The 23,322-nt window shown below is 34.1% G+C and carries 17 protein-coding genes, 2 tRNA genes and 1 pseudogene; 7 read left to right on the plus strand and 13 right to left on the minus strand.

The features are described from left to right. Positions 1–118: 118 nt before the first annotated feature. From apaG to M2326_RS12560, 12 genes and pseudogenes are all read right to left on the minus strand, one after another. The gene (gene apaG / locus M2326_RS12505; protein WP_264619898.1) at positions 119–505 is read right to left on the minus strand and encodes a Co2+/Mg2+ efflux protein ApaG; all 387 of its coding nucleotides are present in this window, start codon (positions 503–505) and stop codon (positions 119–121) included. Positions 506–583: 78 nt separating this feature from the next. Next, positions 584–1,846 (minus strand): type IX secretion system plug protein, encoded by a 1,263-nt coding sequence (locus tag M2326_RS12510; protein ID WP_264619899.1) that lies wholly within the window; start codon positions 1,844–1,846, stop codon positions 584–586. A gap of 152 nt (positions 1,847–1,998) precedes the next feature. After that, a complete protein-coding gene (locus M2326_RS12515; RefSeq protein ID WP_264619900.1) occupies positions 1,999–4,908 on the minus strand; it encodes a DEAD/DEAH box helicase in 2,910 nt (969 codons plus the stop codon). A gap of 133 nt (positions 4,909–5,041) precedes the next feature. Next, the gene (locus tag M2326_RS12520) at positions 5,042–5,806 is read right to left on the minus strand and encodes a class I SAM-dependent methyltransferase (RefSeq protein WP_264619901.1); all 765 of its coding nucleotides are present in this window, start codon (positions 5,804–5,806) and stop codon (positions 5,042–5,044) included. An 81-nt stretch (positions 5,807–5,887) separates the two neighbouring features. Next, a pseudogene (locus tag M2326_RS12525) lies at positions 5,888–6,181 on the minus strand (GxxExxY protein). Between the two features lie 158 nt (positions 6,182–6,339). Next, positions 6,340–7,158 (minus strand): type I methionyl aminopeptidase, encoded by an 819-nt coding sequence (gene map, locus M2326_RS12530; RefSeq protein WP_264619902.1) that lies wholly within the window; start codon positions 7,156–7,158, stop codon positions 6,340–6,342. A gap of 42 nt (positions 7,159–7,200) precedes the next feature. After that, positions 7,201–8,592 carry a TolC family protein gene (locus tag M2326_RS12535; RefSeq protein ID WP_264619903.1) on the minus strand — a complete coding sequence of 464 codons (1,392 nt, stop codon included), beginning with the start codon at positions 8,590–8,592 and terminating at the stop codon, positions 7,201–7,203. After that, on the minus strand, positions 8,592–9,947 hold the full coding sequence (locus M2326_RS12540) for an HlyD family secretion protein (RefSeq protein WP_264619904.1): 1,356 nt from the start codon (positions 9,945–9,947) through the stop codon (positions 8,592–8,594). Before M2326_RS12540 ends, M2326_RS12535 begins: the two co-directional genes overlap by 1 nt. 1 nt (position 9,948) lies before the next feature. Beyond that, complete coding sequence (locus tag M2326_RS12545) at positions 9,949–11,610, minus strand: peptidase domain-containing ABC transporter (RefSeq protein ID WP_264619905.1); 1,662 nt, start codon at positions 11,608–11,610, stop codon at positions 9,949–9,951. Positions 11,611–11,613: 3 nt separating this feature from the next. Next, positions 11,614–12,291, minus strand: coding sequence for a TetR/AcrR family transcriptional regulator (locus M2326_RS12550; RefSeq protein ID WP_264619906.1), 678 nt, complete (start codon positions 12,289–12,291; stop codon positions 11,614–11,616). A gap of 126 nt (positions 12,292–12,417) precedes the next feature. Continuing rightward, on the minus strand, positions 12,418–13,935 hold the full coding sequence (gene gpmI / locus M2326_RS12555) for a 2,3-bisphosphoglycerate-independent phosphoglycerate mutase (protein ID WP_264619907.1): 1,518 nt from the start codon (positions 13,933–13,935) through the stop codon (positions 12,418–12,420). Positions 13,936–14,163: 228 nt separating this feature from the next. After that, on the minus strand, positions 14,164–16,578 hold the full coding sequence (locus M2326_RS12560) for a carbohydrate binding family 9 domain-containing protein (protein WP_264619908.1): 2,415 nt from the start codon (positions 16,576–16,578) through the stop codon (positions 14,164–14,166). A 188-nt stretch (positions 16,579–16,766) separates the two neighbouring features. Here M2326_RS12560 and M2326_RS12565 point away from each other — a divergent pair, with 188 nt between their 5' ends. The 3 genes from M2326_RS12565 (at position 16,767) to M2326_RS12575 (ending at position 17,876) form a co-directional block, all read left to right on the plus strand. Further along, a complete protein-coding gene (locus M2326_RS12565; RefSeq protein WP_264619909.1) occupies positions 16,767–17,498 on the plus strand; it encodes a murein L,D-transpeptidase catalytic domain family protein in 732 nt (243 codons plus the stop codon). A gap of 192 nt (positions 17,499–17,690) precedes the next feature. Continuing rightward, positions 17,691–17,763: transfer RNA gene (locus M2326_RS12570), tRNA-Gly, on the plus strand. Between the two features lie 40 nt (positions 17,764–17,803). Next, positions 17,804–17,876, plus strand: a tRNA-Gly gene (locus M2326_RS12575). Between the two features lie 35 nt (positions 17,877–17,911). On the opposite strand, the gene pepE is transcribed toward M2326_RS12575, so the two are convergent. Then, positions 17,912–18,619: a dipeptidase PepE gene (gene pepE / locus M2326_RS12580; protein WP_264619910.1), complete on the minus strand. Its 708-nt coding sequence runs from the start codon at positions 18,617–18,619 to the stop codon at positions 17,912–17,914. Positions 18,620–18,931: 312 nt separating this feature from the next. Between pepE and M2326_RS12585 the strand changes: the two genes are divergently transcribed. The 4 genes from M2326_RS12585 to M2326_RS12600 all read left to right on the plus strand — a co-directional run bounded on the left by M2326_RS12585 (position 18,932) and on the right by M2326_RS12600 (position 23,315). Further along, the gene (locus M2326_RS12585; protein ID WP_264619911.1) at positions 18,932–19,651 is read left to right on the plus strand and encodes a carboxypeptidase-like regulatory domain-containing protein; all 720 of its coding nucleotides are present in this window, start codon (positions 18,932–18,934) and stop codon (positions 19,649–19,651) included. Between the two features lie 94 nt (positions 19,652–19,745). Then, positions 19,746–20,510, plus strand: coding sequence for a hypothetical protein (locus M2326_RS12590; protein WP_264619912.1), 765 nt, complete (start codon positions 19,746–19,748; stop codon positions 20,508–20,510). Further along, positions 20,507–21,010, plus strand: coding sequence for a DUF6702 family protein (locus M2326_RS12595; RefSeq protein ID WP_264619913.1), 504 nt, complete (start codon positions 20,507–20,509; stop codon positions 21,008–21,010). The genes M2326_RS12590 and M2326_RS12595 overlap by 4 nt, the downstream gene beginning before the upstream one ends. Before the next feature lie 64 nt (positions 21,011–21,074). After that, the gene (locus M2326_RS12600) at positions 21,075–23,315 is read left to right on the plus strand and encodes a M1 family metallopeptidase (protein WP_264619914.1); all 2,241 of its coding nucleotides are present in this window, start codon (positions 21,075–21,077) and stop codon (positions 23,313–23,315) included. Positions 23,316–23,322 lie beyond the last annotated feature (7 nt).

Consider the following 23,322-nt stretch of genomic DNA (forward strand, 5'->3'; position numbering starts at 1 on the left):
AATGATGTGAATTGTTTTTTTATAACAAAAAAGCAAATGTCACACACAAAAATACGTAGATAAAGGGACAAAAAGAATAGTTTTGGCTAAAGAATAACAGCTAAAAGTGTGTTTTTGATTAATTTAATGCAAAAGGAGCACACAATCTGAAGGTTGGAATGTAAACTTTGAAATTTTTTGCGTTGCTAAAGTTAATCATGTTAAAATGACCAAGCATTGCTCCATATGGGGAAGCTAATAAACAACCAGAATTGTACGTGTGATGTTCACCAGGTTGTAAAACAGGTTTTTTCCCTACAACACCTTCTCCGTCTACCATTTCAAGCTCATTAAGAGAATCAAAAATTTCCCAATGACGAGAGGTAAGTTGTACAGAATCTTTGCTATGGTTTTCAATAGTGATCTCATAACTAAAGGCAAAATGAATCTTGTAGTTTTTGAAGTAGGTGCCTTCAAAACTAGTCAATACTGAAATTTTTATACCTCTTGTGATTTGAGTTACCATAGTAAACAAATAAATAGTTGTGTTGTAGTAAACAAAAGTACAAAAAAGGATGTACTCTACCGCTTTTTAAGGCTAATTTTAATTAATAACATTTACAGAAATGGCGCTTCCTTTGCCAATGACACGTTCATATCTTCCGGTATTATCACGGTAGTAGGCAAGTATTGTGTATTCGTTTTCAGTTTGATAGAAGTTTCCGTCAATTGCATTTTCATTGTCAATTACACCATTGACGTCTGCAACGATATATTTGTAATTGGTAAAACCTTGCTTGATAAGCATGGCTTTTTCAAAAACTCCTTTTTTTACATTGTAGTCCATTTTTGATTCTGCACTTAAGACATAATTATTGAATATTCCACCTATGTAAACATCTTTTTTTGAATAAAAGGACGGGGCTGACAGGCTAAAAAATACCCAAGAATAATCTGCCTCAATTTCATTATTCTCAGCATTAGCATTCAATACAACAAAATTACCATTTACATCTTGGTAAAAAGAATAAGGTGAATTGGCTCTAGCATTGTTCGTATACAAATAGCTGCTGTAAATGTCAGTACTGCTGTCTACTTTTGAGATATAATTGGCTGGGAAACGGATATTTTTGTTTTCAAAATATAAAAATTCGTTACTGGCCCAAAATTGTGTTTCGCTATCGTATTTGTAAACTAGGTTGTTCCCCATTGTGTACTGGGGGACAATGTTTTTGATGGCTTGATTGAAGTTTCCATTTTGAAATAGAGCTATCCTCAAATTTTTTATAGGATTTTGAAAAGTAATCGTATTCGAAGTTATAGAGAAGTCTAGATTGTGTTTGAAAGGTAAGTTTTTGATCGTTCGTGCTCTTTTGACCTGTATAGGGATAATTGCTAAGTCTTCATACATAATAAACCGTCTGCTAAAGACCATTTCTCTACTCTCATTCAGAATTCTCAAAATATAGTTTCCACTCAATTTGATTTGTGTAGTATATTGGTTTGGAATTGGTAATGTAAAATGTGAGTAAATTTGTAAAGTATTAAAAGAGTTTATTACCGTTTGAATACGTTGATTGTCAATACCTCCCAAATATTCTATTTTAGGTATAGGAGAGGGGATCCAATTGTAATCGCAATGCACGATTTCGTAAAAATAGTCAGCATTATTGCCATACAAATCATCAAATTGGAACTGAAAACCAGATCCTAATTCAAATATAGGAATGATGTTATTGCTGTTTTGGACAAATGAAATTGTTTTTATATTAAAGGGGGGTGCAATTTCTTTTTCTTCGTCTTGCGCGAATAAGGATATGCTTACAAATAGTAAAAAGAGAACTTTATGTGTAATTTTCAGATACATAGTGGTGGTTTGTGTGCTAATGTGTAAATATAACGAAATATAGTTTAAATTATTTTATTTTAATTTGAATGTATATAGGTTTAAATTCTACTCCTTTTTTATCGAGAAAAGTAATAAAAATGCAAGTTTCTCCTGAAACTCAGAAGTAAAAGCTATTCCAAGATATAACTTAAATTTGCCTCAATATCAGGGCTTATACTGTTGTCCTCTAAAAGAGAATCAGATAAAAGTTTTTTGGTTTCTTGCAAACGGATAATTTTTTCTTCTACTGTGTTTTTTGATATAAATCGAATGACATTTACTTTGTTTAACTGTCCTATTCGATGCGCACGCCCGATACCTTGTTTCTCTGCAAAAGGATTCCACCAAGGATCAAGAAATAAAACATACGAAGCTTTGGTGATATTCAGTCCAACACCGCCTGCTTTTAATGAAATGAAAAACACTAAAATAGCCTCTTGTTCTTGGAAACGATTTACGGCAATTTCACGATCTTTTGGATCTGTTGCTCCAGTGAGTTCGCAAAATTTGACCTTATTAACGGTACACCAATCTTTATAAAAAGCCAAATTCGAAACAAAAGAACTAAATACAATCGTCTTCTGTTTGGACTGTATCAAAGTCGTCAAATAATCGGTTACAGCATTGTATTTACCAGAATCCAAGTCCGATTTTGCATCGATCATTTTGGGATGATTGCTCAACTGTCGCAAACGCATCAAGGTATTGATGATGTTAATTTTGTCAGCTTTGGTTCCGTCTGTTCGTAGAAGCGCATTACGGGCTTTGGATTTTTCCTCCTCGTATAGTTTCTCTTGTTCTTTCTCCATATCGCAGTAATAGATCTGTTCAGTCAACTCTGGTAAATCATCGAGAACTTGTTCCTTTGTGCGTCTCAAAATAAATGGACCTATTAAAGTTTTTAGTTCCGCCAAAACGGATTCGTCTTGGTTTTTTTCAATCGGAATTTTATAGTTTTGAACAAAAAAAGAATGTGTCCCCAATATATCAGGATTAATAAATTCCATTTGTGACCATAGATCATCCAGTGAATTTTCGATAGGAGTACCGCTTAAAGAAATACGGTTTTGTGCCTGAATTTGGTTTATCGCTTTGAAAATTTTGGAGTTTTTGTTTTTAATGTATTGACTTTCGTCTAAGATTAAAAACCGAAACTGGTATTTTTCTAAAATGGCAATGTCTCGAGAAGCAATGGCATAGCTAGTGAAAACCAAATCATATCGCACCAGTTTTTTGGCAATCAATTTACGATCATTGCCTACGTATTGTATACGTCGCAAATGAGGTGTAAATTTACGAGCTTCGTTGTACCAGTTAAAAATTAATGAAGAGGGTAAAACTACCAAAGCCTTTAAATATTCTTTGGCTTGCGGGATTACATTTCCAAACAAATCCAACTGTTCTGCTTCACGCTGTTGGTTCTCAAGTTGTTCTTGAACTGCAACCAATGTCGTCAAAGTTTGGATTGTTTTTCCCAATCCCATGTCGTCTGCCAAACAGGCACCCATACCATTGTGATAATGCTCCAACAACCACTTTGCACCTTGTGTTTGGTAAGGTCGCAACGTAGCCTTTACCAATGGAGAAATAATGAATTCCTTCCCCGGTTCTGGGGTTGCATCCAATTGTAGTTCTGGAATCGTATTTAGAATCGCAAAATTACTTTTGGGTAGTTGCAAGCAGTCGTTAGTCACTTTGGCAAGTTTTGCCAATGGAGCATATTGCATCATCCATTCTTTTGGAATCAAAAAGCAACTACTGTCAGGCAAGAGATATACTTGGTTTTGCTGCTTTAAATTAGGGATGATATCAGTGAAATTAAAATTGAATTCCCCACAACTTATAGTGATTTTGATATCAAACCAATCATTTTGAATTGAATTTGAAAACTGAATGATAGGCTTGCATGTTTCAATTTTCTTCCCTTCTAAAGTAAACTGATCGAGTTGAAAACCTAGTAATTGTAGTTCTTCTTGGTTTTCTAATACCCATTGAACCGCATCATATCCTGTGCTGCTTTCTAACTTTAGCGAAAGCTTAAAAAATCCATTGTCTGTTTTCTCAAAACCTAAGTTGGTGAGTTTTTGTTCAAAAATTAACTCATCTTCCCAATTGCGTTTGTATTGAAGTACTTTAATTTTTTCTAGATCTTCTAGATCAACTTCAGAGTGAATTTCCTTTGTTTTTGAACCATCAAAATAATAGCCGTTGTAATCAAATCGTAGATTGAGGTAGTAGCAATTTTTAAAGAAATCATGAACGGTTTCCAGCTGACATGATGTGACAGTATGGAATTGTAAAATCTCAAAACCATCAGCCGTAATATCTACTTTTTTAACGATATCCTTAATTACTTTTTGAAAATAATTTGGAACCACTCGTGATGGAATTGCGATAATCTTCTTAGTCAAAAAAGGTTTTATTTTGTTCGCATCAATACCTTTTAATGGGACTAAATGGTTATTTATTACCAACCAAGCAGGTTCGTTTAAAACAATAGCTATTTCTTTATCTGAAGGATGAAAAAGCTGTTTGTTGTCTTGCAATTGTAAACTATATTCTATTCCCTCTTCTGTTTTAAGGAAGTGAATTTTAGTTTCTAAAGGGCTGTTTTGTGTCGAAATATAACTTTTTTGAAAGTCTTTGTCTTTGTTTAAGTTAAAGCTAATCGCAAAATCATTATGGTTTGTTAAAGAAAGAAATTCAGCTAATTTTATGTTCTGATACAATTGAATACCGATGGCTACCTTCGGATCTTTAATTAAGTCTTCAATACTTTTCTTTACTTTTCCAGAATTAAATTTCTTCGCCAATATATCGGTTTGAAGGCTATCGGATATAGCTAATGCTTTTTGAGCATTTTTATCTAAGGAGGCGATTGCAATGTCTAAACTTTTTAAAACATCAGAGGTAGCTTTCTTACCCAAATAGCCAATAGTTTGGTGGGGCGTAATGATATATGCAGTCGGGATATAAAAATTGCTTTTTGCATCCCAACTCAAATCAAAACAAAAAGGATATTTTGAGGTCTTCGTTACCATTTTGATAAAGGTTCTGCGGAGTTAAAGACACCAATTTAAGCAGTTACTAGTGGTGTTTAGTAATTAGGTCGATTAAATTTTTTAGTACTTAGTTAAAAATTTTTCCAATATAGGTTTTAAAATTTAATCACTGTTATTTGAAACAAACAGGAATGATTTCTCCTTTGGCCAAACAGTATTTTTCTACCAATTCTGGTGTGATTTTATTCGTGTAATCTTCTTCAATTACCGTGAATCCTATCGAACGCAATTTGGCAAAATAATCACGCCCGTAGATACGCACATGATCGTATTGTCCAAATATTTTAGCTCGTTCTTTTTGGTCGGTAATGGTGTCGTCTGCAAATGTAATCTCGCGTTTTAAATCTTGGGGAATCTGTAAAATCGCCATTCCACCAGGTTTGAGTACTCGGTACAGTTCCTGCATCGCTTTTGTGTCGTCTGGAATATGTTCCAAAACGTGATTGCACAATATCACATCATACTGATTGTCCTCAAAGGGTAAATCGCAGATATCTGCTTTCACATCTGCCAAAGGTGAAAACAAATCGGTAGTAGTATACTCTAAGTTTTTTTGTTTTCGAAACATTTTGTAAAAAGCCTGCTCCGGAGCAAAATGCAAAACTTTGTGTGGTGCTGTAAAAAAATCGGTCTGATCGTTTAAATACAACCATAACAAACGGTGTCTCTCCAATGATAAAGTACTCGGCGAAAGCACATTGTTTCGTTGCGTCTCATATCCATAAGGCAACATCGACTTGAAACTTTTTCCATCAATAGGATCAGTAAATTTATCACCCTTTAAAGTAAATGCAATTATAGGACGCGCCACATAACTCAAACGAATAAGTAGTGGGCGAGGGATGGTGTTGAGTATAAGTTTGAAAAGTTTTTTCATAAGTTGTTACACACTGATTCGCTAAGAATTCACAGAGACTTACAAAGTATTATTGTTACTTCGTTGAATTTATGAATCGTTTTATGTTGTTTTTAATATTTTTGAGTTAAAATTAATCAATAATTCCAATGGATATTTCCTTAACTTTAAATAGATAAGTATTTGTGCATGATGAACCGAGGTAAAATCTTCAACTATTTTCAATTCAATTACCAATTTATTTTCAATTAGTAAATCGATTCTGTAACCTCGTTCCAATTTGATTTCTTTATAAAGAACTGGAAGAGAAATTTATTTTTCAACTTTAAATCCCGCTTTTTTTAATTTATAAAGTATACAGGATTGATACGCAGATTCTAGTAATCTAGGTCTCAATAGGCGATGAACTCAATTGCTAATCCAATAATTTTACAGGAAAGTACACTCAATTCGACACTTAGTTCAGAAGTATATTTTCCATAATGTTGATTTATAAAATTTGTTTAAAAAGTAATCTGTACTTAAAAAAGTGTAAGTGAATCTCTGCGAAATCCTTATAAAACCAATGGTACTTTTCTAAACTCATCTTCCTCATTACTCACAATTCCCAATGCTTGATATACATAAGCAAAAGTCGAAAGTAATTCTGGTTTTCCATCTACTAATGCAATGTCATGTTCAAAGTGAGCGCTTGGTTTTCCGTCAGCAGTAAGGATTGTCCAACCATCTTTTAATTGTTTTATGTTTCTAGTACCTTGATTAATCATTGGTTCTAGTGCAATTACCATTCCTTCTATAAACATTTTTCCGCGTCCTCTTTTTCCATAATTTGGCATTTCAGGATCTTCGTGCATTTTTTGACCTAAACCATGACCTACAAGTTCACGAACGACTCCGTATCCATGACTTTCAGTATATTTCTGAATTGCATTTCCAACATCTTCTACGCGGTTTCCGGCTTTGAATTCACGAATTCCTACGTACAAAGATTCTTTGGTAATTTGTAATAATTTTTTCGTTTCAGGCGCTACTTCGCCAATCTCAAAGGTATAGGCATGGTCACCGTGGTAACCATTTTTGAAGGCTCCACAATCTACAGAGATGATATCTCCGCTTACCAAAGGGGTGTTATTCGGTATTCCATGTACTACCTGTGCATTTGGACTCATGCAAAGCGAGTTAGGGAAACCGTATAAACCAAGGAAACTTGGTTCTGCTCCAAGATCACGAATGAACTCTTCGGCAAGTTTGTCAAGGTATAATGTAGTTACACCTTCTTTTATTTCAGAGGCAAGCATTCCTAATGTTTTGGAAACAATTAGGGCACTTTCGCGCATCAATTCTATTTCTTCACGTGATTTTACAATAATCATAGTTCTAAATTTTGAGTTGACAAAAGTACAATTTTAATTTATTTAATCAGGGTTTGCCATAATTTTATAAAGTTCGGAATTGGAGATGCAAAACTCATTTCGTAATGCAATGGCTGTCAATTGTGCGGTAATCAAACTACTCTCTCTACTATTAATTAAAAATAGGGAGCTTTCTCCAAAAGTAAAAAGGCGTTCCTCAGACTGTAACATGGTTTTGTAATTTCCTACCAAATCGTTTGCCATGAGATGTTGTTTGTTTAGCGAACGGATAACTTCTTTTTGAGCTTTTATTTTATTCGAAAGTTGTAATCGTTCCAAGTTAAGGCTGTTAGTTATTTCTTGAATTTTGTATTCGGCCAGCTTCAAGCCCCCTCTTTCTTTACGGAGGAAGATAGGATAGGCAAAATTAAGACCTACTTTATAATTTTCAAACTTATAACTATCAATGTATTGCGGTTCGGATAGATAAGAGTAGGAAAGATCTATTTTGGGTAAGAGGAGATTGGCTTTTAGTTTGCGATCAACTTCTAGCATATTAACTTTGGTTTCAAGAGCATTGATTTTTGGGTGATTGTCAATTGTAAAGTCTTGGGCCAACAAATCATTGGTTTTTAAAGTCTCTTGAATCGTATTTTCAATCTCTATTTCCGGAAAAATAGCATCTGTGAGTTCCATTGGAATCGAATTTTCAAGCCAAAGAAAATTTGAAAGCTCCAATTTAGCTTTTAGTAATTTTAATCGGGAATTTTCCAAACTCAATCGACGACTTTTCAAACTTATTCCAGCTTCTATGCTGTCTATCGCCCGCTTATCACCTTGCTTGATCAAAGACTTAATCGCCTTGTATCGTGTCGTAGCATTGGTATTATATTGCGTGTACATTTGAAATTCTTCGAAGTTTTTTTTCCAATTGAAATAGGCGACCGAGGCATCATAAAGCACCACCACGGCTTGTAGTTTACGTTCGGCTTTTCCCAATTGCAATTGCATTTTGGCTTTTCGTAAATCAGCCATTCGTTGGTTGATAAATAATCCTTGGCCAATTGGGACCGAGATCCCTAAAGATGTAAGTCCAGCCGAAGGAACCGTATTAGCAGGATTCAAATAGTAGCCTTCATTTTGTTCAAAACCTGCTTTAATTTCGATTCCATACCAAGTAGGGATTTTAAAACTGCTGTTCAATAAGGAATAATACTCGGTATTTTTAAATTGTTTTTTATCGAAATCTACTGCTATTTTTGGGTCAAAAGCTCCTCTTGCCGACATCAAAGTGGCTTGTGCTTTGTTAATTTCTAGGTTGGCGGTCTTAACCAAAGGATGAAACTTTTTTACATAACCCAAGTACTCATTAAAGCTAAGTTCCATTTCATTTGTAGGGGTTTGGGACTGTACGTTCCAGAATAAGAGTAGTGAAAATAGAAAGATATATTTCATTATTTTTTCTCTTTAGATTTTGTTGATTTAGTGGGTGCTTCATAATAATCAGGAGGAAAACCGTTTAGTGTTCTCCAGATTTCAAACCAAACAGGTACAGTGTTGAGTAGTGCGATGGTTTGAGCACCAGATCCCATACTCAATTGTTTAGGCCAAGGAGCTTCATTAGGATCGGGAGCAACCAATACTCTGAATTTTCCATTGTCGCTTATGAATTTCTCTACAGCTACAATTTCTCCTCCAAAAGTACCATAAGACATGTCTGGCCATCCTGAGAATACAATGGTTGGCCATCCATCAAACCAAATTCTAATCTTGGCTCCTTTCGAGATCAAGGGTAAATCCAATGGGTTAACATAGGTTTCCACAGCAATATCATATTCAGATGGCATGATGGTAGCAATAGGTGTTCCTTCTTTGATTGTTTCCCCAATTCCTGCTTGCAAAGCACGGTTGATGTATCCATTTTGCGCGGCCTTGATGTAATACATACCGTTGCGAATGCTGTAGTTGGCATATTGATTTTTTAATTTGTTTACCTGTGCTTCAGTATCAAATTGATTACTTCTTGCAGTGAATTGGTCACTTTCTGCTTTGGCAACTTTTTCGTTATATTCTGCTTCAATGCGACTAAGTTCAACTTTAGCATTGATGAATTCATTTTTGGTAGTCAAGAATTTGTTTTCTTGCGTGATGATTTTTGCTTCAACTTCTTGTTGTTTTAAGCGTTTTTCTTCGACGTCTGTAACTGCTTTCAAGCCTTCACTGTTTAGTTGTACCGCTCTGTTAAACTGTGTATTTGCGATTTTTAATTGTGTTTTTACAGCAACCAAATCAATAGAATCACTTTTTATTTTAAACTTTGCTTGCTTTAATTTATTTGTGGCTTGTTCTAGTTTTAATCCTTTTTCTGTTTTTATGGAAACAATTTGATTAGCCAAAGCGCCATATTTTGAACTGTAAGAGTCTAGAGCATGACTTTTTGCATCCAATTGATTCTTGGTATTTTTCACCAAATTCGGGTCCATGTAATCTTCTTTTGTTTCCGAAATGAATAAAATAGTATCCCCTTTTTTTACAAAATCACCCTCCTGAATGTACCACTTTTCTATTCGTCCCGAAATTACACTCTGGATGGATTGTGGTCTTTGATTGGGTTTAAGAGTTGTTACAGCTCCTTTTCCGGATATGTTTTGTGTCCAAGGAAGAAATAATGTAATAAATGCAATGATAGAAACAAGTGTGATTATTCGGTTCAGTATTTTGTAATAAGGTCTAGATTTTAAGTTTTTTACTGTTTTGTAACGGTCCAAATGCGCCATGGCATGTCTGTTATTGTTGGATATGTTTAGCATGCTATTGGTTTTTTTGGTCTAAAATAATTTGTCCGTTTTTCATCGTAAGCTGTCTGTTGCACTTCGTCTTCCAATATTCATTTTTTGAAGAAACAATAATTGTCCAATTGTGCTCTTGGCCAGTTATGAAATCAATAATTTCGTTGGCGATCTTTTCATCCATGGTGTCTGTTGGATCTTCATAAAACAAAATCTTTGGTTTACTTATGATACTTCTCGCCAATAATATTTTTTGTGCATTAGAAGAGGATAGTTGTTTTCCTTCTGGGAAAATGGATGTCAATAAGCCTTGTGGCAATGATTTTACAAAATGCTCCAATTGCATACCTTCAATAGCCCACTTTAGATTTTCATTATTAGTTAATTCATCTTTAAAAGTGATGTTTTCTATAACAGTACCTTCAAAAGGAGTTTCTCCATAAATTATACTTTCAATTTGGGAACGGTATTGATTAAGGTTTACTTTTTTAAAGCTATCATCATTAATATATATGGCGCCTTCTGTAGGTTGCATTAGTCCAGAAAGGATACGCATTAATGTCGTTTTACCAGATCCATTTTCTCCATTGATAAAAATACGTTCTCCTTGCTCTATTTTAAGCGAAATGTTATTTAAGACAATGCTTTTTGAGTCTGGAAATTTAAAACTTACTTTTTCAATATCTAATGCTATTGAGGTGTAGCAATTATCATAGTCAACGGGGAATTCTTCTTCTAAATTCATGTCTGTAATTAACCCTATTTTTTCAACTGAAGTTAAAACATCATAGAAAGTTTCAAGTCCCAAAACGATTTTTTCAACCGAGTTAATGACTAATAATATAATGATTTCAGCAGCAACAAATTGCCCAATATTCATTTCTTGTGATAGCACCAAATACCCCCCTATGGATAGCAAACTAGCTGTGATAATGATTTTGAAAAGAATCAGTTGGGTGAACTGTGTTTTGATTACCGAGAAGTGCTTTTCTCTGTTATGTAAATATTCGGTAACTAAAGAGTCATTTTTTCCTAGAGCAAAATCATGATGCATTTGATTTCTAAAACTAAAATTGTTTCGTGCTATTTCTTGCAACCATCCAGCAACTTTGTATTTGTATTTAGATTCTTTCATACTGGTGTTTAATCCTGAGTTATATGAGAATCTGAATATAAAATAGAGTAATAGCATCAACAGCATTCCGAAAATAATAAAATAATTATGGTATAAGGAGAGTAGAATGATTCCGAAAATTATTTGCAAAATTGCAGCTGAAAAGCCTATTAATAACTTAGCTGTTCCTTTTTGAATAGTCAAAGTATCAAAAAATCGATTAGCAAGTTCTGGAGGGTAGTTATTGTAGTATTCTTCAAATTTTATTTTGGGTAATCTAACCGCAAATTCGAAGGAGGAGCGAATAAATATTTTTTGCTGTAAACTTTCCATGATTCGTAGCTGCATTAGTGACAGGACTCCCACTAGTGCGACTCCAAATACCACCATAATAATCAAGACAATCCACGAAGCACTCGCTCTCCCAGATTGAATAAAGTTAGTAATTGCTTGTATTCCTAGAGGTAAAGATAGACTTATTACTCCAGAAAGAATTCCGTAAAAAAACAATTGATAGACATCTTTTTTATCTAATTCGAGTAAATTATAGAATCTTTTTAATGGTTTCATATGTTATTTTTTTCTTAGAGTTAGGTCGATTAGATTGAGGTAGAAATCAGTAGGTGAAATTAGTTCATTACAATTGGTGATGGATTTTAGGTGGTCTTCTAAGAAGTATTGATGCAGTGCTCCTTCAATAATAGAGGATGCTAAACTTTTTGGAAAAGGATAATCAGGTTTTATTTCAATAATCAAGGATACGATACGGTTGATAACACTTTTATATATGAAAAAAAAGCCTTCTTTGTTTTCATCATCTATTTCTTTGGTGTGAAGTGTTTTGGTGAATTCGGTTATAATGATTTTATTTAAAACGGCTTCATTAATATGCGGAATAGATAAGTCTTCTTCTGATCTTTGGGTTACTACGGTAATTGCACGTTTCAAACGTTCCATAGGATCGTCAATATTCATCATTTTAAATACCATTTGGTATTCAATCCAACTCCAATACCAAGAGCATAAGTACACTAATAATTTATGTTTATTTTCGAAATAACGATAGATAGAGCTTTCATTCGATCCGATTCGATCTCCCAATTTTTTAAAAGTAAAAGAGTCGAAGCCGATTTTGTCAATCAAAAATATACTTTCTTGAAGAATTTTTTTACCCAAAGTAGAAGTTTCTGGGTCTTTGACATATATCTTTTCGTTAACCTTAATTTTTATATTTGATAACATTGATTGCATAATCGATTGTATTTTGCACAAATATAATAGTAATGCTATTAATAAAAAAAGTAATTAGGTTATTATTTAAATAAAAAAAGCTACCCGATTAAGGTAGCTTTACGTATAAATTTAATTGTTAGGAGACTATAAAAGGGAGTGTTGCGTCATTACAGCTGGTTTTGCAACGCCCATCAAATCAAGAATAGTTGGTGCAATATCACCAAGAACTCCATCGTTTATTTTTTTGATCTCTTTATCAATTACGATAAAAGGAACTGGGTTTGTTGTGTGTGCTGTATTTGGGCTTCCGTCAGGATTGATCATAGTTTCGCAATTTCCGTGATCAGCAATAACGAGAACAGTGTAGTCGTTTGCAATAGCAGCAGTGATAACACGTTCTACACATTTGTCAACTGCTTCACATGCCTGGATAGCTGCTGCCATAATTCCGGTATGACCCACCATATCCCCATTGGCAAAATTCAAACATACAAAATCAACATCTCCTTTTTCAATTTCGGGAACTAGAGCATCTGTCAATTCGTTGGCACTCATTTCTGGTTGCAAATCATAAGTCGCTACTTTTGGTGAGTTTTTCAAAATTCTGCTTTCACCAATAAACGGCTCCTCGCGACCTCCTGAAAAGAAAAATGTTACATGAGGGTACTTTTCTGTTTCAGCGATACGAATTTGTTTCTTACCTGCTTTTTCCAGAACTTCACCTAGAGTTTCAGTAATGTTGTCTTTATTGTAAACAACTTTTACATTAGTATATGTTTCGTCATAATTAGTCAGAGTAACATAGTACAAGTTCAACTTGTGCATGTTTTGTTCGTGAAAATCTTGTTGAGAAAGTGCCTCTGTTAGTTCGCGTCCTCTGTCTGTTCTAAAATTGAAGAAAATAACAACATCATCTTCCTCAATTTTTGCTAATGGTTCATTATTAGCGTCAACTATTACAACCGGAGCTATAAACTCATCTGTAATGTCATTTTGATAGCTAACTTCTACTGCTGTTACTGGGTTCGCAGCTTTTGCGCCAAAACCGTTCACCACCAAGTCGTATGCTAATTTTACTCTTTCCCAACGTTTATCTCTGTCCATTGCATAATATCTACCTATAATAGTGGCGATTTTCGCTGTAGTAGGAGCAATGTAGTTTTGTAAATCCTGAATGTATTTTATACCCGATTTAGGATCTACATCACGTCCATCTGTAAAGGCATGTATGAAGACTTTTTCTAAACCATAATCTTGAGTTGCATCAAGTAGTCCACGCAGGTGCGACGTATGAGAGTGAACACCACCATCAGATACCAGTCCTAAAAAGTGTACTTTTTTATTGTTGTCTTTAGCGTATTGAAAAGCATCTTTCAATACTTGTTCTTTTGCTAATGTTTTGTTGGCTACGGCTAAGTTGATTTTAGCTAAATCTTGGTAAACAATTCTTCCTGCTCCCAAGTTCATATGACCTACTTCGCTATTTCCCATTTGTCCCTCAGGCAGACCTACATGTAAACCATCGGTTCTAAGTTGGGCACTTGGGTAGTTTTTGTAAAGGCTATTGATGTAAGGTACATTGGCATTATCAATTGCAGAAACTTTTGGGTCAGGAGATTTCCCCCAACCGTCTAATATCATTAAGATTACTTTTTTGTTCATTTTGTCAAGTTTTCTACAAATATAAAACTTTTATAAACTTAGTAAGGGGAGTTTTGTTATTATTTATAGAGTGCATTTTGGAATATTGGTTACAAAAGTTTGTCTTTTTGTGCTTATTTCAATATGAAATATTTCTTTTCGGGTTCTGTTTACAATTTCAAAGGAATCCGTATCTTTAAGTGCAAGAGATATTCCAAACAAAGATAAGTTGTTTTTTTACACTTAATTTTATTTAACCAAAGTGTTGTAGTCTATAAAGTAACGAAGTCTGATTGAGAAGATATTGGTCAGGTTTCCATCAAATACATTATTGAAATTTTTGCTCAATCTTTTTTCTACTTCGATTCCGTTAGCGCTTACTTGAGAATAGTTTCTGTACAATATAGATATTTCACTTCCAGGAGCAAACCACCAAGAATAGGCAAGGTCAAAATTCCATGAGTTAAAGTTTCTGTTTTTATTATCGGTAAAGGTATTATTGTCAATTAATCTCCCTTCGGGTTGTAGCGTTTGAAATTGAAGCACATCAGAATAAGACCAGTAGTAGCGTGCCGTTAAATTGAAGGACATTTTGTTTGTAATAGCATACTTTCCAAAAAAGTCATTTTGTAAAATCTCTCGTGTTCTTTTTCCAAAGATAATATTGTCATTATTATCGAAAGCAGCAAAACCTTTATCGTTGCTTTTATAGAAGTATTCAGAGGTAAAAGAAAGTGATAGTTTGGGGTTTGCAATATATTTTGTACTAAAATAAAGGCCGTACGTATTTCTGTTTTTTTCTGAATAAGCAGTTATGGATGGTTCGATGGTAATAGATAGAGGTCGGTTTGGATTTGAAACAAAACTTAATACAGAATTGATGTATTTAGGAATGTAAACATATTCTCCAGCTACTCTTGGTTCATAAAAATCAAAAGTCTCGACGGGAGAGAACTGAAAGACGGTTTCAAAAACATCGTTTTTTAATGTTGATACTTTAAATTCTGATCGAACTAATACTTCTTGTAATTTGTTGGTAGCATTTTGAATGTCTATACTTACACTTTGTCGCGCGCGCAAAGAGTTAAAAATCTTTGTAGGGTTAACGATGCGATAACTTCCTCCAATGTATCCATTGCGATAGTTAGTGTAAAAAAGTTGAGAAAGATCATTGGTGTCGTAATCTTTGGATAAATATTTGGCTGAAACATCATATCGAAGCTTTCCCGCAGTTTTTGAGAAACCTAGTGCTGTTTTATATCCATCATAGTTTTCAAAATCTTTGACTGTGCTAAACTTATAGTCCCCGTATATGTTGTATGAATTTGATTTTGTGCTTAAATCAAAGAGTAAGCCAGTTACATTGGCATCTCTAAAATTACCATTGCGTATTGTGTTGGTATTAATAAAGGATATAGAAGAATTTTGTCTAAATCGTTGGTCAATTGATATCACATTATAATTGGTCAAAGGCTGAACGGTTTCTTCTCTATAGGTATCTGTTGTAGTATTATGGATGGTTGCATCTGTTTTTTGGGTTACAGCATTTAGAATTCCTATTCCTAGTCCGTTTTTTGTTCTGCCAGAAACTTTTACTGCATTGATGAGGTTTACCGTTGTTGGATAGTTAGTGATTTCTTCATTAGCACCAATTTTATCTTGTAAAGTGTAGTAATCGACAATTGGACTTCCACCAATTCTGCGAGAATAAAATAAGTTTCCATTGGTAAATAAGTTGGTTCCCTCGGTAAAAAAGGGTCTATTTTCAGTAAGTGTTTGTTCAAAAGGGGTGACGTTTAAAATGGCATTGTCAAATTTGGTTTGACCAAAGTCAGGCACTAAAATAGCATCAAGCGTAAAAGCTTCATTAATTCCATATTTTATGTCCAGTCCAGCTTTAAATGTTCTGTCAGCTGCGGTTCTGTCTTTTTGATAATAGGCCGAAGTATACGGTATGAAAAAAAGTCGAGTAGGAGGTGTGATGTTGTTAATTCCTTCGAGTAATCCATTTTGTGTGATGGGGTTTTCGATTTTGGTATCAATATAATTCCAAGTATATTTTTGAAATTTGCGCTTGATCTCACGCATGAAGTTAAGCCCCCAGGTTTGGTTCTTACTTTTAGAAAACCGTAAGGCGGCATAAGGGATTTTCATTTCTACAGTCCATCCAAAATCAGTTATTTTTACTTTACTGTACCAAATGGCGTCCCAAGTAAAATCCTCTTCGTCCTTAGTTGCAATGCAATCCATTTGCACGCCGGCCGCACTCACATAAAAGCGGTAGTCTTGTTGGCCATCATTGAATCCATTGATATAAACCGAAAAATGATCGGATGCGCCAAAAACATCTCTAGTAGTCATTTCTTTTAAAATTTTATTCGGTTGGTCATCATATAAAGTTGCAGTTACATAAATAGCAATATTATCATGATCTACTTTTACTTCAGTTCTTTTTTCTTTTGGAATTGGCTTGCCATTATCAGGCTCATACATTATAAAGTCTGTGGCAATATATGTATTAGTGTTTCGTTCTAAAGAAGTAGTATCACTATCAATTAATATTTTGTCACCTTTTTTTTGAGAAAATAATTTCTTTTTTTGACTATAGGCTCCATGAGTTGTTACTAAATATATTAAGAATAGAAGGATGTTATATTTAGTCATGAAGGTAGGTTGAGGTTGAGGCAAAAATAACATTTTTTTAACAATTTACAATGGTGGAAAAAAGTTTTTGTAGTACTTGCTTTGCTAATGATGTGAAGTTGTGGTAATTATGTTAATTAAGTTTGTTTAATTAGAAAGTAATTCTATATTTGTGGCCCCGTTTATAATTTGTAATTTAATCTAAATCAATGCGTTATAAAATCTTAGCTAGTTCGTTTTTTGTAATTTGTCTTTCTCTTTTTTTAAATTTCTCCTATACCGATGCCAAGGAGCTCAAAGGGTCGGCAAGGGTTAATTTGAAAGATGTAGCTGTGGTTGTACCTCAAACAACTGAGGAAAGGGTATATGAAAATCTACATTCAAATGATTTTGCATTACCTGATTTTAAAATTTTCAATCAAGCCTTAAAAGGGTTTTATTTACTAAAAGAAAAGGGATTAATTAAAAGGAACATTTTAACCTTAATAGATTTTAGTCTTTCGTCAAACAAAGAACGCCTTTGGGTGATTGATTTGGATACCAATACAATAATGTTTAATTCTTTGGTGGCTCATGGTCGTAATTCTGGTGACGAATATGCTGCAGATTTTTCAAATAGACCAGAATCTTTTAAAAGTAGCTTAGGTTTCTATGCTACAGCAGAGATTTATACAGGTAAGCACGGAATGTCTTTGCGTTTGGATGGGTTAGAAAAAGGATTAAATGATAATGCTAGAGAGCGAGCTGTTGTTATTCATGGAGCAGATTATGTTTCGAATTCATTTATAAAAAATAACAAACGTTTGGGTAGAAGCTTGGGTTGTCCAGCTATTCCTGTAGAATTGACTAATAAAATCATACAAACCATCAAGGATAAATCATGTCTATTTATCTATCATTCTTCAAATAGTGATGAAATTATGTCTCACTTGATGTCGTAACCAGACTTTTTTAAGGAAGCGAAGTTGGTTAAACCTTTGTTTTTTTGTTTTTGATTCCCTTACTAGAAAAAAAAGTGGACCGCTAACGATTTAGTTTTAAAAAGGTTATAATAAATCGTTGTTTTTTTTGAAAAATACATTCAAAATAATTTGTTTGAAACTGTTTTTATTCTTTATATTTGCACCACCAATGCGAAAGTAGCTCAGTTGGTAGAGCTCCAGCCTTCCAAGCTGGTTGTCGCGAGTTCGAGCCTCGTCTTTCGCTCTAAAGCAAATGTATTAATTGCTTGTAAAATATTTTTAATGCGAAAGTAGCTCAGTTGGTAGAGCTCCAGCCTTCCAAGCTGGTTGTCGCGAGTTCGAGCCTCGTCTTTCGCTCTTCAAGAAACCGAAACAGAAATGTTTCGGTTTTTTTAGTTTAAGGCTGTTAGATTGCTGCCGCTTTCTAGTTCTACTGGTTTTTCTCCTTTTCTGAATAATCGAGCAGATAATTGTCCTCGTAAAGTTATTTTATTATTACGAACTTCCAGCCAGCTTCCTTCTCTTAATCCCAAAACAGGAATCGTATTAAAAGCGTGAAATTCATTAATTCTAGTTTCTCTAGTTTCTCCCATGTGTTTTGATTTTTGGTCAACATCCAAGTAATGAGGATTAACATTGAAAGGGATTAATCCTAAGGTTTGAAAACTAGGTGGGTAGATAATGGGCATATCGTTGGTCGTCTGCATACTTAGTCCACAAATGTTACTGCCGGCACTGGTGCCTAGATATGGTGTTCCTTTTTTTACTACTTCGGCTATTTTGGTCATGATGGTGTGTGCGTATAGTTTTGTGACTAGTAAGAAAGTGTTTCCTCCACCAGTAAAGATTCCTTCAGCTGCTTCGATGGCTTCTGTTGGGTTTTCAAATTCATGAATCCCTTTTACTTCGATATTGATATTTTTAAAAGTTTCTGCTACTATTTGGGTATAGTCTTCGTATGATATTCCGCCTGGTTGAGCGTAAGGAATAAATAAAATAGTTTTGCAATCTTTAAAGTGAATTTTCAATTCAGGTAACAGGTATTCTAGATGTTTTTCGCCATGTATGGTAGAAGTACTAGCGATAAGGATATTTTTCATGCTATTTTTTTTAGTTAAAGGTATGGAAAACGTATTATTATTTGGAGTCATTTATATTAAAAATAGTTAAATTGGTAGTTGTGGTTGTTTGTAGTCAGCCTTGTCGATTTAGGGTATATTTATTAAGGATATCGCTGATAGATCTAAGGTTTGAAGTTTTGTTACAGTGAATTATTTGATTTTATGATATTTGAGACTTTTCCGGAGATTATTATTAACATATTTTTACCAATCTCTTGGGATTTGTTGTGAAGTCTAATAGATACTTTTACCCGATACCACATAGTTATGAAGTTATTTTACTGTTTTTTTTTGTTAGTTACATCATTAGCCTTCGGGCAGCAGTCACCGAATGCTTTGGTAAGTGGTAGAGTAAGTAGTAGTATGTCTGATTTGGAGGGGGTTTATGTTATTAATCTCAAGACAGAAAAAATGGTTCAAACAGACAAGAAGGGAGATTTTACCATTGCTGCAGTAAAAGGTGATAGTCTTATTTTTTCGATGTTTCAATATACTAGACTGACATTGGCGTTGACAGATGAAAATCTTAGAAATGGAAAGTTGGAGGTGAACTTGTTTCCATTAATGAATTACCTTGATGAGGTAATTATTGGGAAGTATAGTCATATTAACGCTGTAAATTTGGGGATAATTCCTGCGGGTCAGCGTTCTTATACAGCTGCAGAAAGGAAGTTGATGGCTGCAGGTGATTTTAGTGGTTCTGGTGGAGCTTCGGTAGGTTTAGATCCTTTGTTAAATTTGTTTTCTGGGCGTACAACAATGCTTAAAAAAGAATTAGCTGTTGAGAAGAAAGAAAAGTTTATGTTGCAATTGGAGTATATGTTTGATGAAGCTCATTATGTGACCAAGTTGAAGATTCCTTTAATTTACATTAGGGGTTTTATGTATTATGCAGTTGAGAATCCAAAATTTACTAGAGTGTTAGAAACTAAGAATAAAGTAAGTATTGAATTTTTGTTAGGACAATTGGCTGAAATGTATAAAGAGACTATAACAGTAGAAAGTAAATAAGATAGTTCTTGTGTTTATGGTGTTTAAACACGTAACTTTATAAACCTAAATAAAGTTTATTAGTAATAAATTAGGTGTATAAAAAAAAATAAAAATGAAAATAAAATTAAAAATCGGAATTCTATTTATTACTGTTTTATGTTGTCAGTCTATTTTTGCTCAAGCAGAAACAGATAAAATGGTAAAGGGGCAGGTACGTAACCAACTAGTGTCTGTAGAGGATGTGATTGTTTTTAATACCAAGCATCATGCCGGTACAAGGGTAAATGCTTATGGTTCGTTTGAAATCTTAGCCTCAGTGAATGATACCTTGGTTTTTTCGAGTTTGGTTTTCAAATCGAAGAGAATGATCTTGACAGAGAAAGATTTTATTACACCAAAAATTATTGTACCACTTGATATTTTTACCAACGAATTGGCTGAGGTAGTTATTTTGGCTCAAAAACAAGTAAATCCAGTTACTGGAAGTACACAAAGAATAGTTGATGCAAAGTACTTTGACGATGCGCTTTCTTCTCCCAAAAACACGGCTATGCCATCTGATCAAACTATTGATAAAGGAATGGATTTTGTAAGGATCTACAAAGGGATTTTGAAAACAATGCGAAATGATAATCCAGGTAAACAAGATTTTTACAAAGACACTACGTTTGCAGATTACGTCATCAGTCATGTAAATTATAGTTTTCTAGCCAATACCTTAGTTTTACATGATGATCAAATTAAGTTGTTTTTGGTGTATTGCGAAAATGATTCTAAATCAAGAAGTTTAATGAATCCTGCTTTGGAATTCCAATTGCTTGACTTTTTGACTTTAAAAAATAAAGAGTTTAAAAAGATTAGTGCTGGCGGAAAATGAGAAAAACTACTTTAGGTCTTTTAACTGTTTTATTTGTGCTTGTTTTGACTGGGTTTAGTATACATAAATTCTATATGGGTATTTATCAAATCAACTATGCGTCAGAGAAAAAGATGTTACAAATTACCACTAGGGTTTTTGTAGACGATTTGAATAAGGCTTTAGAAAAAAAATATAAAAAAACCACACACTTAGGTACAACCAAAGAAACAACAGAAGATGTTGTTATGATGCAGAAATACTTGTCCGAGAAGTTTCGTATTAAGGTTAATGGTGTCTTTAAGGATATTAATTATTTGAGTAAAGAAATGGAGAGTGATGTCTTAATTTGCTACTTTAATAGTAAAGATATTAACAGGCTTAAAAGTATTGAAGTATACAATGCTGTTTTGACTGATTGGGACCCGGAACAGCAAAACATTACACATTATACGGGCTTTGGTCCTAAACAAAGCTTTCTTTTTACAGAATCCGTAACAAATCATGTGTTAAAGTTCTAAATGACTGCGAGTGTTTTGTGAAAAAATCTTATTTTCACACACTTAAATAATTAGAATGCTTACTATGAAGAAAATTACACTCTTACTTCTTTTTCCTGTGCTATTATGTGCACAAGAAAAAGGAAAAACAGTTAGTCCCAAACAAGAAGGAAGATACGATACCAATAAATTTAGTCAGATGTACGATTTGTTGGCAACGCCCAATATGTTTCGTACAGCTTCTGGCGCACCCGGTCCAGCATATTACCAACAAAAAGCAGATTATAAAATAGACGTGGAGTTGGATGATAAGATGGCGAGATTAATGGGGTCGGAAACCATTACTTATACCAATAATTCTCCAGATACTTTGGAGTATTTATGGGTGCAACTGGATCAAAATCATGATGCCAAAGATTCTGAATCTCCACTGGCAGAAAGTAAAGAGATAGATCAAACTTTTCCAGCAAGCAATTTTACCAATACCTTTTTAAAACAAGATTTGGAGCGAGGTTTTGTAATTGAATATGTAAAAGATATAAAAGGAGCTCCTTTATCTTACACTATCAATCACACAATGATGCGTATTAATTTGTCAACACCACTAAAAGCAGGAAAAAGTATTTCTTTTTCTATCAAATGGTGGTATAATATTAATAATTATCAGTTAGAAGGTGGTCGTTCTGGTTATGAATTATTCGAAAAAGAAGGGAATAGGTTGTATGTAATAGCGCAATTTTATCCAAGGATGGCAGTGTACAATGATGTTGAAGGATGGCAGAATATGCAGTTTTGGGGAAATGGAGAGTTTGCTTTGCCTTTTGGAGATTTCGATGTAAACATTACTGTACCTGCAGATCACGTGATGGAGGCAACCGGAGAATTAACCAATAGAAAAGACGTGTTTACTGCTGTTCAAGTAAAAAGATATGAGCTGGCTCAAAAGTCGTTTGATAAACCAGTTGTGATTGTAACTCAAGCGGAGGCCGAAGCTGCTGAAAAAGGTTTTGCAACTAATAAAAAAACGTGGAAATTTAGTGCCAAAAACGTGAGGGATTTTGGTATTGCCACTTCCCGAAAGTTTATTTATGATGCTATGGCAGTGCAATTGGAAGATAGAGTAGTGATGGCTGCTTCTGTATATCCAAAAGAGGCCAATCCATTATGGGGAGAAACCTCTACAATTACCGTTGCGCATACGCTAAAAAGTTATTCGGCTCATACCTTTGATTATCCTTATCCAAAAGCAGTTTCTGTATCGGCAGCAGATCAAGGTATGGAGTATCCAATGATTTGTTGGAATTTTGGACGCCCAGACGAAAATGGAGAGACGAGCGAGCAAATTAAAAATGGAATGATGGGTGTTGTGATTCACGAAGTAGGTCATAACTTTTTTCCTATGATTGTTAACTCAGATGAACGTCAATGGACTTGGATGGACGAAGGTTTAAATTCATTTATGGAGTTCATGGCAGAGCAGGAGTTAGGGACTAATTTTCCTTCTAGAAGAGGCCCTGCCAAAAATATCGTTCCTTATATGAGTGGGGATCAAAAGTTTTTGGAGCCCATTATGTCTAATTCAGAATCAATTATTCAGTTTGGAAATAATGCTTATGGAAAACCTGCAACAGGGCTTAATATCCTAAGAGAAACTATTATGGGAAGAGAGCTATTTGATTATGCTTTCAAAGTATATGCAAATCGTTGGAAGTTTAAGCATCCTACGCCAGAGGATTTCTTTAGGACAATGGAAGATGCTTCAGCTGTAGATTTGGATTGGTTTTTTAGGGGGTGGTTTTATTCTACCGACTTTGTGGATATTGGAATAGGTAATGTAAAACAGTATTACGTTACAGAAACTCCTACCGAAGCATTAAAAAATGCAAAAGTTAGAAAAGGACGTTTTGGTTTGGATCCAGGGCCATTTGTCTATTTAGTAGAAGGAGATAATGCTGAGTTGGCTTCAAAAGATAAAAAAGCATTAAAGATTGAAGAAGTAAAATTGCTTTCAGATTATGTAAATACTCTAACTGCCGAAGAGAAAGGAATTTTGAAATCACCTAAATATTTTTATGAAGTAGAATTTAATAAGCCAGGCGGTATGATTATGCCGATTCTTGTAACGATTACCTACGAAGATGATTCTGTTGATAATTTTAAATATCCAGCGCAAATTTGGAGAAAAAATAATCAAATGGCGAAGAAGGTGTATGCTACAGAAAAAGCAATCAAGAAAATTCAGATTGATCAGAATTTAGAAACAGCAGATATTGATGTAACCAATAATACGTGGCCAAAAGAAGTTGTGAAATCAAAGTTTGATTAATGAAATT

The sequence above is a fragment of the Flavobacterium psychraerolatum genome (assembly GCF_025960985.1).
In the GTDB taxonomy this organism is placed as follows: Bacteria; Bacteroidota; Bacteroidia; order Flavobacteriales; family Flavobacteriaceae; genus Flavobacterium.

What these genes read in the sequence shown, in the direction of transcription:
- apaG (WP_264619898.1), bottom strand. Translation starts at nt 505, where the DNA reads ATGGTAACTCAAATCACAAGAGGTATAAAAATTTCAGTATTGACTAGT.
- M2326_RS12510 (WP_264619899.1), bottom strand. Translation starts at nt 1,846, where the DNA reads ATGTATCTGAAAATTACACATAAAGTTCTCTTTTTACTATTTGTAAGC.
- M2326_RS12515 (WP_264619900.1), bottom strand. Translation starts at nt 4,908, where the DNA reads ATGGTAACGAAGACCTCAAAATATCCTTTTTGTTTTGATTTGAGTTGG.
- M2326_RS12520 (WP_264619901.1), bottom strand. Translation starts at nt 5,806, where the DNA reads ATGAAAAAACTTTTCAAACTTATACTCAACACCATCCCTCGCCCACTA.
- map (WP_264619902.1), bottom strand. Translation starts at nt 7,158, where the DNA reads ATGATTATTGTAAAATCACGTGAAGAAATAGAATTGATGCGCGAAAGT.
- M2326_RS12535 (WP_264619903.1), bottom strand. Translation starts at nt 8,592, where the DNA reads ATGAAATATATCTTTCTATTTTCACTACTCTTATTCTGGAACGTACAG.
- M2326_RS12540 (WP_264619904.1), bottom strand. Translation starts at nt 9,947, where the DNA reads ATGCTAAACATATCCAACAATAACAGACATGCCATGGCGCATTTGGAC.
- M2326_RS12545 (WP_264619905.1), bottom strand. Translation starts at nt 11,610, where the DNA reads ATGAAACCATTAAAAAGATTCTATAATTTACTCGAATTAGATAAAAAA.
- M2326_RS12550 (WP_264619906.1), bottom strand. Translation starts at nt 12,291, where the DNA reads ATGCAATCAATGTTATCAAATATAAAAATTAAGGTTAACGAAAAGATA.
- gpmI (WP_264619907.1), bottom strand. Translation starts at nt 13,935, where the DNA reads ATGAACAAAAAAGTAATCTTAATGATATTAGACGGTTGGGGGAAATCT.
- M2326_RS12560 (WP_264619908.1), bottom strand. Translation starts at nt 16,578, where the DNA reads ATGACTAAATATAACATCCTTCTATTCTTAATATATTTAGTAACAACT.
- M2326_RS12565 (WP_264619909.1), top strand. Translation starts at nt 16,767, where the DNA reads ATGCGTTATAAAATCTTAGCTAGTTCGTTTTTTGTAATTTGTCTTTCT.
- pepE (WP_264619910.1), bottom strand. Translation starts at nt 18,619, where the DNA reads ATGAAAAATATCCTTATCGCTAGTACTTCTACCATACATGGCGAAAAA.
- M2326_RS12590 (WP_264619912.1), top strand. Translation starts at nt 19,746, where the DNA reads ATGAAAATAAAATTAAAAATCGGAATTCTATTTATTACTGTTTTATGT.
- M2326_RS12595 (WP_264619913.1), top strand. Translation starts at nt 20,507, where the DNA reads ATGAGAAAAACTACTTTAGGTCTTTTAACTGTTTTATTTGTGCTTGTT.
- M2326_RS12600 (WP_264619914.1), top strand. Translation starts at nt 21,075, where the DNA reads ATGAAGAAAATTACACTCTTACTTCTTTTTCCTGTGCTATTATGTGCA.